Annotated in this window: 7 protein-coding genes; 4 read left to right on the top strand and 3 right to left on the bottom strand. The window is 71.3% G+C overall.

Annotation, left to right across the window (positions count from 1 at the left end):
- The 3 genes from KAK06_RS13365 to KAK06_RS13355 form a co-directional block, all read right to left on the bottom strand.
- On the bottom strand, positions 1–1,785 hold the full coding sequence (locus KAK06_RS13365; RefSeq protein WP_310741087.1) for a DUF1800 domain-containing protein: 1,785 nt from the start codon (positions 1,783–1,785) through the stop codon (positions 1–3).
- A 385-nt stretch (positions 1,786–2,170) separates the two neighbouring features.
- Positions 2,171–2,347, bottom strand: coding sequence for a hypothetical protein (locus tag KAK06_RS13360; RefSeq protein ID WP_210802617.1), 177 nt, complete (start codon positions 2,345–2,347; stop codon positions 2,171–2,173).
- Positions 2,348–2,449: 102 nt separating this feature from the next.
- Positions 2,450–3,868, bottom strand: a complete 1,419-nt coding sequence (locus KAK06_RS13355; RefSeq protein WP_210802616.1) for an MBL fold metallo-hydrolase RNA specificity domain-containing protein — start codon at positions 3,866–3,868, stop codon at positions 2,450–2,452.
- 257 nt (positions 3,869–4,125) lie between these two features.
- Between KAK06_RS13355 and KAK06_RS13350 the strand changes: the two genes are divergently transcribed.
- Genes KAK06_RS13350 through KAK06_RS13335 form a run of 4 tightly spaced genes read left to right on the top strand, consistent with a single transcriptional unit; the run spans position 4,126 to position 13,357 of the window.
- A complete protein-coding gene (locus tag KAK06_RS13350) occupies positions 4,126–7,797 on the top strand; it encodes an adenylate/guanylate cyclase domain-containing protein (RefSeq protein ID WP_210802615.1) in 3,672 nt (1,223 codons plus the stop codon).
- The gene (locus tag KAK06_RS13345) at positions 7,794–9,620 is read left to right on the top strand and encodes a cytochrome P450 family protein (protein WP_210802614.1); all 1,827 of its coding nucleotides are present in this window, start codon (positions 7,794–7,796) and stop codon (positions 9,618–9,620) included. The genes KAK06_RS13350 and KAK06_RS13345 overlap by 4 nt, the downstream gene beginning before the upstream one ends.
- A gap of 15 nt (positions 9,621–9,635) precedes the next feature.
- Positions 9,636–11,177 carry a hypothetical protein gene (locus KAK06_RS13340; RefSeq protein WP_210802613.1) on the top strand — a complete coding sequence of 514 codons (1,542 nt, stop codon included), beginning with the start codon at positions 9,636–9,638 and terminating at the stop codon, positions 11,175–11,177.
- On the top strand, positions 11,174–13,357 hold the full coding sequence (locus KAK06_RS13335; protein WP_210802612.1) for a patatin-like phospholipase domain-containing protein: 2,184 nt from the start codon (positions 11,174–11,176) through the stop codon (positions 13,355–13,357). The genes KAK06_RS13340 and KAK06_RS13335 overlap by 4 nt, the downstream gene beginning before the upstream one ends.
- Positions 13,358–13,527: the final 170 nt, after the last annotated feature.

The following is a 13,527-nucleotide window of genomic DNA, read 5'->3' as shown; positions in this document are numbered from 1 at the left end:
TCACCTCTGGACGATGAATTCGGGGCTGGCGGCGGTGATCAGCACCGCGGCCTGGACACGCCGCAGCAGGGCGTCATTGACCTTGGCGCGGTTGCTGCCGTCGGCCTTCAGGGCGGGCACGGCAATGCCGGTCACACCCTGCAGCACCAGCGTCTTCAGCGCGGCCGGCGCCGACGGGCCCAGCAGGCGCGCGGTGGTGGCCTCCACCAGCTGGGTGGGCGAGCCGGCCAGCGCCAGCAGCGCCGACAGGTCGGGGTGCAGGTCCGGGCGCGTGCCCTGGGCGGTGCGGTTGTGTGTGCCCACGCCCACCGTCAGCAGCCGCGCCACGTGGTTCACATAGCCGGCCACACTGACCTCGGTGGTGGTCTGCCATTCGGGCACGGTCATGCCCAGGGCGCCCGACTGGCCTTCCATCGGCACATGGCCGGGGCGGAAGAAGTTGAACACCGTGGGCGAGCGCATCGGCGTCTGGCCCAGGCCGCTGGCCGGGTCGTCGTCCACCTCCATCAGCACCTGGCCGGAATCGGACTTCGCGCCCAGCGCGCGCAGCAGCGCGGTCTGGCGCAGCACCGGCTCGCGCAGCTTGCCAAAGGCCGGGCTGGCGGCGGTGGCGGCGCTGCGCGCCTCAGGGTCCAGCAAGATGGCGCGCACCACTGCGCGCAGGTCGCCGCGCACGCCGGCACCGTTGTTGGCCCACACCGCCGAGATGCGCGCCACATAGGCCCGGCTGGGCTGGCTGGTCACCAGACGCTGGATCAGCTGGCGGCCGATGAACGGCCCCACCGACGGGTGCGCGGCCAGCGTATCCAGCGCCTGGCGCAGGCTCAGCGCCGGCTGGGCGGTGGCCTGCGCCGCCACGGTGGTGCCCAGGAAGTGCTTGGCCTGGGTCTCGTGGAAGGCCGGGTAGCCCTGCATCGGGCGCCAGGCGGCGTCACCGGCGGCCACAAAGGCCGTTGAAAAGCGCGCGCTGGAGGTGTCCGGGCCCGCCCAGGAGAACCCGGTCATCACCTGCGACAGCCCTTCGACGTCGTCGGGGCCGTAGTTCTCAAGCGGCCGGCCGCCCACCAGGCGCGGCGTGCCGTCGGCATTCAGCGCCACCAGGCCCACGCTGAACAGCTGCATCAGCTCGCGGGCGAAGTTCTGGTCGGGCTCGCGGCCACCCACCGGGTCGCCCTTGCGGTTCTTCAGGTGCGACAGGTACATGCCCATCGCCGGGTGCAGGGCCACCTTTTCGATCAGCTGGCGGTAGTTGCCCAGCGCGTTGGCGCGCAGCATGTCCAGGTAGGAGGCCACGGCCACCGCCTTGCGGCCCGACATGTCGTAGCTGGAGACCACCATGATCTCGGACAGCGCAAAGGCCACCCGCTGGCGCAGCTGGTCCTGGCCGAACAGCGCCTGCTGGTAGAAGGACGAGGCCACCGACGCCCCGCCGGCCGTCAGACCCGGGTTGCGGGCGCGCGCCGCGGCGTCATCCGCCAGCCAGCGCGACAGGTGCGAGCCCTGCACCGGCAGCGCCATCTGCGCGTCGATCCAGGCGGCCGGGCCGATGCTCATGACGCGCTGGATCTCGGCCTCGGTCGGCCCAAAGCTGGCCTGGGTCAGCAGCCGGAAGGCGTCGGCCCGGATGGTGGGCTGGGCCGGGGTGGCGGCCTGCGCCACCTCGAAGGTGCTGACGGTGGTGCTGTCCGCGGCCTGTGCCGGATCGGCCGTGGCTTCGGTGGCCTCGGTGGCCGCCGGGTCACCCCCGCCGCAGCCGGCCAGCAGCGCCAGCAGCCCCGCACCCACCCATCCTTGCCACCGCCGGGCCCCACCGCCCAAGCGGGCGCTGTCGCGCCGATTCGTCTGCCGCATTGCTGCCACCCACCATCCGGGCGCGCCTCCGGAACGAGACGCGCGTCAAGACGGCTTCATCGGCGGGCGAGCGGGCGCCTTGAGCGGATGGGGGTGGTGGAATGCACAGATCTGCGTGTTCCCCGGGGCCTGACCGGCGCCCAGGTCCGGCACGTCATGGTGGCCGGCACGGTCTGCATGAGGCCGCAGCTGAACGCCGCGCGCCGCGTGTTCGATCCTGGCGTGGTGGTCGCCTGCCGCCCGCGCGAGCTGTGCCGCAAGGGCCTTGATGGCCGGTGGGTGCTGCACCTACCGAGCCCGGCCAGGCGCCGCTGGTGGCTCAGCGCTTGAGCCGGCGCAGCATCAGCCCCACGGCCAGCACGCCCGCGGCCAGGCCGGCCAGCAGGGTGTCCAGATCAGAGGTGCTGGGGAGGGTTCCGTCGGCTGCCATGCTGCTGTGCATCATGACCAGACCCATCAGCAGCACCGGCAGTTTGCCCCATGAGACGCGCTTCATTGCAGGTCCTTTCAATGCCAGGGTTGTTGCAATGCAGCATAGAGATCATGGAGGCCGGCCGTCGCCCCCTAGGGCTAGGGGTTTCTACCCACTTTTTGCACATCAACCCGGGATCAGGACCTCGGTGCCGGGGTAGCGCTGGCGCAGCAGGCCGGCCAGCATGGCCTTGGCGGTGGCGTCGCCGTGGACCAGGCGCAGCTGGCGCGGCGGGCGCGGCAGGCCCGCCACCCAGGCCAGCAGCTGGGCCTGGTCGGCGTGGGCCGAGTAGCCGCCCAGCAGGTGGACATGGGCGCGGATGGGCACGGTCTGGCCGTCCAGGTCAACGCGGGCGGACGGGTCCGGGGCGCGGCCCGCCTGTTCCTGCAGGCGCCGGCCCGGCGTGCCCACCGCCTGGTAGCCGCACAGCAGCACGTCGTGGCGGGCATCGGGCAGCAGGGCTTTCAGGTAGTTCACGATGCGCCCGCCCGCGCACATGCCGCTGGCGGCAATCACGATGGCCGGCTCGCCGGTGCGCGCCAGGTGGTTCACCACCTGCAGGTGCTGGTCATGCGGCCCCACCGTCTGCAGCTGCGAGAAGTCCAGCGGGTGCCGCCCCGCCGCCAGCTGGGCCCGGGCTTCATCGTCCCAGTAGGCCTTGAGCCGCGCGTAGCCGCGTGTGAAATCGGCCGCCAGCGGGGAGTCGACCACCACGGCCAGGTCGCCCCAGGCCAGCCCCGGCGCCGCGGGCTGCTGGCGCTGGGTGTGGACGATGTCTTCCAGCTCGTACAGCAGCTCCTGCGTGCGGCCAATGCTGAAGGCCGGGATCAGCACCGTGCCGCGGTTGGCCAGCGCGCGTTCAATGACGGCCTGCAGGCGCTGGCGGCGCTGGCGCCGGTCATCGTGCAGGCGGTTGCCGTAGGTGCTTTCAAGCACCAGCACATCGGCGCCGCCGCGCGGCAGGGCGGGATCGGGCAGCAGCGGCGTGTCGGTGGCGCCCAGATCGCCCGAGAACACGATGCGTTGCGAGGTGCGGCCGGGCTCGCGCAGGTCCAGCTCTACAAAGGCCGAGCCCAGGATGTGGCCGGCCGGCTGCAGCCGCACCATCAGCTGGCCGCGGGCGTCGTCCCACAGCGTGTGCCAGCGGCCGTAGTGCAGCGGCTGCAGGCGCTGACGCAGCCGCGCCAGCAGCGGCGCCACCAGATGGCGCTCGGCCGCAAAGCCGATTTCCATGGCGTCTTCCAGCACCAGCGGCAGCAGCTCGGCCGAGGCCTGGCTGCACAGGATGGGCCCCTCAAAACCCGCCGCCACCAGCTGCGGCACGCGCCCCACGTGGTCAATGTGGACATGCGTGAGCACCAGCGCCTGCACGCCCTGCAGCGCAAAGCCCACGTCCAGCCGCCCCGCGCCAGCGCTGCCGTCGGAGGAGGTTTCTGCGCCCTGGAACAACCCGCAATCCACCAGCACCGAGCGGCCGCAATCGGCCAGCAACTGGTGGCACGAGCCGGTGACGCCGCGGGTGGCGCCGTGGTGAAGCAATTCCATGTCCCTGCCCTTGTCTTGTGCTTGTCGGTCAGGCAGTCTGGCCCAGGCGCCCCCAGCTCGTCGATCCCACTGGAGAGGGATCTCCCGGGCAAGCACACGCCCTCGAACAAGCGGCCAGGCCCTGGGTTGGTGCGGGGCGCTGCCGGTCGATCCTCCGGACCGGCCCCAATTGCGCGCTCCCCACCCGCCGGCAGCACAATGGTCTGGCGTCAGATGCAGGGCCGATCGTCGGACCCACGGGAGGGGGGCGCGTCAACATGGACACGGCTGTCGATCGTGCGTCCGCGGGTGCTGTAGCGGCCCATTTCCGCCATGCCCCTGTCCATTGGCTGCTCAGCCTGGACCAGGCGCCCGGCGGTGGTCTGCGTGTCTGGTTGAGCGACGGCCGCACCCGGATGATCACTGGCCACGCCCCCTGGCCGGCACCCCATCAACGGGCACTGCCGGACTCGGTGGGCCAGGTCCTCTGCCAGCACCCTGGAGACCGACTCAGCCTGCAACTGCCCGCCGCGTTGGACGATTGGCCCTGGGAGCGCGAATGGACCCAGCTCGGCCTGCCCGGCCGGGCGATCACGCGCTACATCACCGACGTCGGGCTGCCGGATGCCGTGGCCGCCGATGCGCCCCGTTTGGTGGTCACGCGCGCCGCCAACGCCCCTGGTCACCTGGTGGCCGTGGCCCAGGCGCAGTCGCAGGGGCGGCCGCTGGTGGTGGTCGACGAGCAGTGGCCACCCGCTCAGCGCAGCTTGCTGGAGACGCTTCTGCGCAGCCACTGGCGAGACCCGCTGTGGTTCTCCCAGGCGCTGGAGCACTCACTGAAGCAGTTGGGCCTGCCGCTCGACAGCTGTCGGCTGTATGGCGACGCCAAAGGCCTGCTGGATGACGCAGAGCAGGCGTGGCGTCCGGTGACGGCGCTGAGCATCGATCTTGTCGACTCCACGCCCTTGGTCAACAGCGAAAAGGGCGAGCGCTACGGCCAGACCATGCAGGCCTACTACCGCCATTGCCGCGAGGTGACCGAGCATTTCCACGGCACGCTCGAGATGCCGCAGGGCGATGACGGCCTGATGGCCTATTTCGGATTTCCTCGTGCCGTGGAAGGAGCGGCCAAGCGTGCGCTGATGGCCGCCTGGCGGCTCAGCCAGACCCTCGACCGCCTGGGGCTGAAGGTGCGCATCGGCGTGGCATCGGGAGAGGTGGCCATCAATGCGCGTCTGGCCTATGGCGCCGACGTGCATCTCGCCGCACGCGCGCGCGAACACGCCCAGCCGGGCCAGATCGTCGTCGCCCCGGCCACCCTGCCCAGGGTGGGGCCGGAGTTCGTGCTGGACATCCACGCGCAAGACGTGCCCATCAAGGGTTTCGGCATCAGCACCACCTTGTACCGCCTGACCGATGTGGTGGCGCTGCAGGGCGTCGTGCATGGCGGCGCGCACCGCTTTGTGGGGCGCGGCCAGGAGCTTCACACGCTGAGCCGCTTGCTCGACGAGGCGCAGCACAGCGGACCCCAGTGGTGCCTGGTGCGCGGCGAAGCCGGCCTGGGCAAGTCACGCCTGCTGGCCGAGTTCAGCCAGGTCGTGCGTCAGCGTGGCCTGGGCTGCCTGCGCCTGAGCGGCCACCCGCTGGCCGAGCGCAGCCCTTTTGCGGCCATCATTGACCTGTTGCGCGAGCACTGGCGCATCGGCAGCGATGCGTCCATGCCCGCCGTGCGCCGGCTGGTCAACCACACGGTCGGCGAGTCCGCGCCCGAGCAGGTCGAACAGCTGGTGCGGCTGCTGGTGCCCACAGCCGACGCGCTGGAGCCGGCGCCTGCTGACCAGCGCGTGGGTCCGGTGCTGTTGGCCTGCCTGCAGGCGATCATCGCTGCCGCACCCTGCTGCCTGGTGGTCGATGACGCCCACTGGATCGACCCGTCCAGCCTGCAGCTCCTGGATCGATTGCGTCAAGGCGCGGCCCCACAAGCCCGCGTGGTGGTCCTGGGCGAGCGCACCGGCAGCGCCCCCAGGCTCCACGTGGCCGGCGCCCACGAGCTGACGCTGCGCGGCCTGCCCGACGAGGCCATGCGTGAACTGGCCCGCGAGCTTGGCGGTGCGCAGGCCTGGGTCTTGCAGCGCATCATCGATCGTGCCGAGGGCGTGCCACTGTTCCTCGAAGAATCGCTGCGCATGCTGCAGCAGCGGGGCGTCGAGGCCCTCGACGAACTGCCCGCCACACTCGAGGACCTGCTGGTGTCGCGCCTGGACGAGCTGGGCCTGGACCGTGCCATGGCGCAGCTGCTGTCGGTCTTCGGGCGCGAATGCCGGGCCGACCACGTGGCGCGGCTGCTGGAGCTGGACGACCCCTTCGTGCGGCAGGCGCGGCGCCAGGGCAGCCTGGACTGTTTGCTGGAGTCTGGCTTTCTGCTGCCCCTGAGCGGCGCGCAGCCGGGCTATCGGTTCCGCCACGCCCTGATCCGCGATGTGGCCTACCGGTCCACGCCCACGGCCGACCGCGAACGTCTGCATGGCCTGATCGCCACCCTGATCGAGGCGGTATCGCCGGAAATCCCGCGTGAGCGGCCGGAGCTGATCGCTGCCCACCTGCAGGCCGCCGGCCGGCTGGACGAGGCGCGCCGCGCCTGGTTTGCCGCTGCGCGCGGCGCGGCGGCCCGGCAGGCCTACCGCGAGGCGGTGGAGCTCGGCCGGCGCAGCCTCTCACTGGCGGGCGAGCTGTCCGACCCGCTGGTGCGCGCGCGCTTTGCCACCCGCGCCCAGCAGCTCGTGGCCGCGGCGCTGCTGGCTTTGCAGGGCTACGGCAGTGCCGAGGTGGAACAGGCCTACCGCGAGGCCGAAGTCCTGGCCAAGGGCCAGGACGACGCTGCGGTCCTCACCCGCATCCAGTTGGGCCTGGAGGCCTGCTATGTCATGCGCGGCGACCTGCGGCGTGCCAGCCAGATTGCCGACCAAGCGGTGGCCGCCACCGACTGGCATCGCGATCCGCTGCTGGCGCTGCAGTCCCACTGGGCACAGGCCAATGTGCGCTTCCACCGCGGCCACTGGCGACACGCGCTGGACGGTTTCGAAACCTGCCTGGAACACTACCGCGGCATGGCCCGTCCGCGCAGCGCCGTGCAGGATCCGGCGGTGATGTGCCTGGGCTACTCGGCCTGGATCCTGTTTGAGCTGGGACGCGCCGGCGACGCCCTGGATCGCCTGGACCAGCTGCTGGCGCACGCCCGCGCGCTGGACCACCCGTTCAGCCTGGGTGTCGCGCTGGGCTTTGCAGCCAGCATCAAGCGTCTGTGCGGCGACACCGCGGCGGCCATTGCCCACGCCGACGAGGCGGTCGATGTCTGCGAGCGTGGCCAGTTCGAGGTCTGGCTGGCTCACGCCTGGATGGTGCGCGGCCAGCTCGCGGCTGACCGGGGCCAGGTGGACATCGGCGCCCAGGACATGGACCGTGGCTACGCGCTGTGGACCGGCGGCGGCGCCCGGATCTCCTGCGCCACCTACCTGATGACGCGGGCCGAGATCCTGCTGCGCCTGGGCGACACCGCCGGGGCCGGTGCGCTGCTGGACGAGGCCCAGCGCGTCAGCCGCGACATCCGAGAGCTGTACTACCACGCCGAGCTGCGCCGTCTGGTGGGCCTGCACGCCTGGCAGCGCGGCGACACCGCCACCACAGGCGGCTTGCTGGCGCGCGCGCTGCGGCTGGCGCAGCGGCATGCCAAGCCCGGGTTGGCACTGCGCTGCGCCCTGTCGCTGGGCGCCTGGCATGCGGCGCAGGGCCGCTGCACTCAGGCCGCTGCGCTGCTCGACCTTGCCCTGCATCAGGTAGGCCGCAGCCATGCCCGCTGCCGCGACCACCGCTGGGCGCTCCAGGCCCAGGCCGCCTGGTCGCAAGGCGCAGCCTTTGAATCCCGACACCCTGTCCCCTGGGAGCCCGCATGAGACGCCACGATCGACCGCCCTTCGATGCCAATCGCCTGCTGGAGTGCCTCAACCAGCTGCCCAGCGATCAGCTCGACGAAGAGCGCAACCGGCGCTTCTTCGATCACTGGTGCGATCCCGATGACCACCCGGCGCTGATCACAGCGCTCAGGTCAGACCCGTGTTACAGCCTGCCCAGCCGCGTCCACCGCCGCGACGATCCGGCGCCGCCACTGGGGGATCGGCCGCCGCAGGGCTTCCGGCGCGTCTGGCTGATCACCGACGTCCAGGACATCCAGCACGCCCTGACCCAGCCGCAGCATTTCAGCAACCTGCCCTACGCTGAGCTGGGCGGCGGCGCCTTCCTGCTGGCCCGGGACCCGTCAGCCGGCCCGGAGCATGCCGAGCAGCAGGCTTTCGTGCGCCAACTGTTGCAATGTCAGCCGTCCGTCCTGTGGGCCCAGGCGGCTGAGAGGGCGGTGGAGCAGTCGGCGCTGCTGGCGCTGACGCAGGACGACTTTGATCTGGCCGCCTGGGCCGGCCAGGCCGCGCTGCGCTACATGGGCATCGTGTTCGGCTTTGGCTTCCAGGACCACGGGCTGCTGGAGCGCAGCGCGCAGGCCACCTACCGGGCGCTGCAGTACGTCGCCATCGGGCGCCACTTCGTCAGCGAGCCCGCCACCGTGCCCGAGGGGCAACGCGCCGTGGCCGCGCTGATCACGCGCATCTCGGCGCTGGTCGAGGAGTACGACAGCCTGCGGCGCGCGGCGCGGCGCTTTGGCCCGCCCGATCTTGCGCGCACGCCTGTGGGGGTCCAGCCGCTGGATCACCTGTCGCTGCAGTTGCTGGGTCAGCCGCTGCTGCGGCAACTGCCCGAGGTGGCCAGCCCGCTGTCAGGCCACGACCGCGCCATGGTCTGCGCCATGCTGATCGCCGGCACGCTGGGCAATCTCCAGACGGCCGTCTGCCAGGTTGTTGATCAGCTGCTGACGCCTGGCCAGGCGCCACGCCTGGCCGAGCTTCGCGAGATGAGCGCCGCGGCACTGGCCGCTCAGGTGGCAGACCTGGTCGCCCAGCAACCGCCGCTGCCGGTGCTACCGCGCCGAACCATCGGCGCGCAGCAACTGCCAACGGGCACCCGCATCCCCGATGGCGACGACTGCCTGCTGCTGCTCGACGTGGCCCGGCACGTCGAGCAGGCGCGCGCGCAGGTCTGCGCCCATGCCTGGGGTCACACCGCCCATGGCCAGGCGGCGCACCCGTGCCTGGGCAAGGACCTGGCCTTGCCGCTGATCACCGCGCTGGTGAAACGGGTGCTGCACCTGCCGGGTCTGGCGCGCCGCATCGATCCGCTCACCGGCGATGACTTCCCCATGCAGCGCCTGTGGGGTGTGGCCTGCACACAGTTGCCGCTCACCTACAAGCGCGTACGCAGCCGAGCCCAGCGCAACCTGATTGTCTCGATGCGCGTGAAGTCGCCGCGGGCCGAGCATGTCGCCCAGCTGCGCCGCCTGATTGCCGCTGCCGTGCCTCGCATCGAGCACCTGCTGACCAGCTTCGGCGGTGTGCATTTCGCGTGGTTCGAGTTCAGCGACGACGACACCCAGCTGATCCTGCGCACCATCTACAACGGTGAACTTGAGCCCTACCTCTACCACTTCGCGCTGCGCGCTGGCGATCTCTTCGACGGCTTGTTCGAACACCTGGAGGACGCCCCGCCGCACCCCGTCAGCGCGTTCCCCGAGGAATTCATCGCCACCGTCAAGCGCTTCAACCGGGCACCGCTGGCCGGCTACCTGTACAGCGCCTATCCCAACCGCGACGTGCCGATGTGCCGCCGTTGACGCCAAGGACGCGCGATGAACCGCCGAGCCTCTGAAGCCTTCCCCGACGTCCAGTCGGTGCTGCTGCGCCGCCCCGCCGGGGCCGAGGTGCGACACGTCGTACTGCAGGTGCCCGCCGGGCGGGCGCATGACGCCGCCAGGCTGCTGCGATCGCAGCCGATCAGCCATGGCGCCCGCCCTCAGGGCGACATGACCTGCAGCATCGGCTTCAGTTGTGCGGGTCTGGAGGCACTGAAGGTTCCTGACGAGTACCTGCGCGTTTTCCGCAGCCTGGCGCCGTCCTTCGCCGCCGGGGCGCCCGCGCGGCGTGCGGCCGTGGGTGATGGCATCGCCAACCAGCAGCCACCCCAGGAGGACTGGCCTGATTTGTCCCTCGACCGTGCCCATGTGCTGGTGACGCTGCACGGACCTGCGCACCTGGTCGAGACGACCGCCTGCTCGCTGCGTGATGCGTGGCTGGCGCTCAAGACCACCCCCGCCAGTGCGCCGCCCTTTGTGGCGCTGATCCGGGGCGCACACCTGCCGCCGCCCAGCGGCCAGGAGGGGCGCTGGGCCCACTTCGGCCTGCGCGACGACCTGAGCGACATCGCCATCGAGCCCCTCGCCGACATCCCCGCCGCCCAGCAGGCGCTCGACCATCGCCAGCACGCGCCCGGCGCGCTGCTGCTGGGCCATCCCGACGACATGCGGATCAACCGCTGGGCGCTGCCGCGCGCCCCCAGCGCCGTGCGCGAGTTTTTCCGCAACGCCAGCTTCGGCGCGTTCCGTCCGGCCGTGCAGGACGTGGTGGCCTTCGAGCAGGCGGTCACCCGCTGGGCCGATGAACTGCTGGTGCTGTTGGGCAAGGACGAGCCGCTCGCCACGGCGCGCCAGCTCATCAAGGCCAAGCTCAGCGGCCGCTGGCCAGACGGCCGGCGCATCGAGCCCGGCACGATCGCGCCAAGCTGCCCGTCGCGGGGCAGTTTCTGCAGCAAACAGGACTGTGAGTCGCGTGCCGATTGCTGGAAGAAGCGCGACGCCTACGCCCTGCAGCTGCTGCGCCCCAAGGCCTCGTCCACAACACCGGCCCTTTACGAGGAAGCCGACAGCCTTGGCCAGGGCTGCCCCTTCGGCTCGCATGTGCGACGCCTGCAGTCTCGGCCCGATGCCGACGGCGCATGGCGTCCGCGGCCGCTGCTGCGCCGCAGCGTGCCCTTTGGCCCGGCCTGCTGGGAGCAACTGCCCACCGATGGTATCGAGCGCGGTCAGCTGGGCCACTTCTTCTGCGCTGACCTGCAGTCACAGTTCGAGGAACTGCTGGGCCAGTGGGTTGCAGCCTCGCCGCCGGGCCGCGACCTGGACGACCGGGCGCTCGATCCGCTGATCGGTCCGCACGACGACCCCTCAGCCCGGCTGCTGCTGCCGATGGCGGGCTGGCGCGATGTCTGGCTTGAGGGCTTCAAGGTGTTCGTCCGGCCGCGCGGCCTGATGTATGCGTGGTATCCCAGTGCCGGCGCGCTGACCACCCTGCTGACCAACGACTTTGTGCGGGCCGAGGACCGGGGGCCCTGGCTATGAGCGTGCGCTGGGCCTGGCTCTGGCGCGACCGTGCTGCGGTGTTCGACCCCCAGAGCTACGCCAACATCCCTGAGCCGGTGGACGAAGAGCCGCCCGCGGATCAGTTCTGCGACCTGGTGCTCAACGGCGGTGTGGCCAGCGGCGTGGTCTATCCCTGGGCGCTGGTGGGCTTGGCGCGTCACTACCGCTTCCGCCACATAGGCGGCAACTCGGTGGGGGCGGTGGCGGCCACCGTGGCCGCCGCCGCCGAGTACGGCCGCTGCCACGGCGTCCACCGCTCGTTCGAGGCCTTGCGCCGCATGCCGGCCGACCTGGCCCAGGAAAACGAGCGTGGCGAGGCCCTGATGCTGCGCCTGTTCCAGCCACGCCGGCCGGTGCGGCGCCTGTTCAAGTTGTTCGTGCTTGCCGTGCAGCGCTATGGCCAGCCTGTGCCGCCCGACAAGGAGTTCTCCTCCGACGTCAAGGGCGGCGTGACCTGGCTGTTTCGGACCGTGGCCACGGTCTACGGCTGGTGGCTGCCACTGTGCCTGGTGCTGATCGGCAGCCCGGTGGCGGCCTGGCTGCTGGCGCGCGTACACGGCTGGCTCCCGCTGCAGGCACTGGCTGGGGGCGTGGCGTTGCTGGCGGTGGGCCTGGCCCTGGTGGCCTTGCTGGCGGTGCTGCTGTTCCTGCGTGACCTTCGGGCGCTGGCCGACAACGACTACGGCCTGTGTCCCGGCAACAGCCAGGATGGCCGCTCGGAGGCGCTGGTCGAGTGGATGCACCGCGGCGTGCAGCTGTCGGCGGGGCGCGGCGAGGACGACCCGCCGCTGAGCTTCGCCGAGCTGTGGGCCGCGCCGCGCGGCGGCCGCCCCGGGCCTGGGCCACGCCCCGATGGCGGGCCGCCCGACGAGCCCGGCATCGGACTGACCATGTTCACCAGCAACGTCACCCAGGGCCGCCCGGTGCGCCTGCCGCTGGATGAGCCGCTGACCCGCCTGTACTACCTGCCGGAAGAGTGGGCGCGCATCTTTCCGCCCGCCCTGATGCGCGCCCTGGACCGGATTGCCGTGCCCTACGCCCCCCGGTCCGGCAGCGATGACCAGGAGCCCCCGCCGGTGCGCGTCGGCCCCCACGCCGGCGGCCCCCGGCACGAGGTGCCGGCCAGCGCACTGCGCGAGCTGCCCACGGCCGACATGCCCATCGTGGTGGCGGCCCGGCTGAGCCTGTGCTTTCCGTTGCTGTTCGAGTTGGTGCCGGTGTACGCCATGGACTACGAGACCTCGCGCCCGGACAAGGCACAGGCCAGCTCCGCCGACGCCGGTCCGCGGCGAGCCCTGCGCCGCTGCCTGCTGGCCGACGGCGGCCTGTGCGCCAATTTCCCGGTCCACCTGTTTGACCGCGCCCATCCGCGCTGGCCCACCTTTGCGCTGCTCCTGGATCGCCGGCTGCAGGATTACAAGGACGACGCCATCTGGCTGCCAGAAACCCACCGCGAGGGTCAGGCCGACAACTGGCAGCGCGAGGTTCCGGGCGCCGAGAAGCCCGATCCCAACACCGGGCGCATTCCCGAACGCGGCGCGTTCAGCCGCCTGCTGGGCGTTGTCCTGGGCATGGTGCTGACGATGAAGGACTGGAACGACCGCGTCGCCGGACGCCTGCCCATCGTGCGCAACCGCGTGCTGCGCATCGCCCTCAAGCGCGGCGAGGGCCAACTCAACATCGCCATGCGTGGCGACGTGATCATGCGCATCGCCCACAGGTATGGCACCCGTGGTGCTGACCGCTTGCTCAAGCGCTTTGCCCCCCAAGCCGACGGGCGGCCCAGCCGTGGTTGGCAGGAACAGACCTATGTGCGGGCGGTGGTGGAGCTGCGCGCGCTGCGCCGTCACCTGGCCCGATATACCGAGGCCGTGCGCAGCCGCAGCACCGGCCAGGACCTGGCCGCGCTGCTGGACGAGGCCACCCGCAGCTGGCCGCTGACGCCGCGCTACCCGCGCAGCACCAGCGCCCCCGACCCGACACAGCAGGCCACCGGCGACCCGGCCGGACGCATGCTGACCACCAGTGAGCGCGATGCACTGCTGCAAGCCGTTCAGGCCGTGAGCGACCTGGAAGCCCGCCTGACCAGCCTGGAGGATCAGTTCGGCCCGTACCGCGCAGAGCCGATGCCCGAATTGCGGCTGCGACCGCCCATCTAGCGCGCTGTCCAAGCCTGTTGGCGGGTCATGGTGCACGGCCCTGGGCCGACCAGCCCTGCGCAGCCTCGCGTTACCACCAGCGCCACACCGCTGGCACACCCCTGGCACGCCACTCGCTTGGCCTGTCAGCAAGGTAGCCGACAATCCCGGCCAGTTAGCGCATCTCTTTC

Source organism: Ideonella aquatica (assembly GCF_018069755.1).
In the GTDB taxonomy this organism is placed as follows: domain Bacteria; phylum Pseudomonadota; class Gammaproteobacteria; order Burkholderiales; family Burkholderiaceae_C; genus Ideonella; species Ideonella aquatica.
Note: the sequence above shows the minus strand (reverse complement) of the source record. Positions and strands in the feature narration are given on the sequence as shown.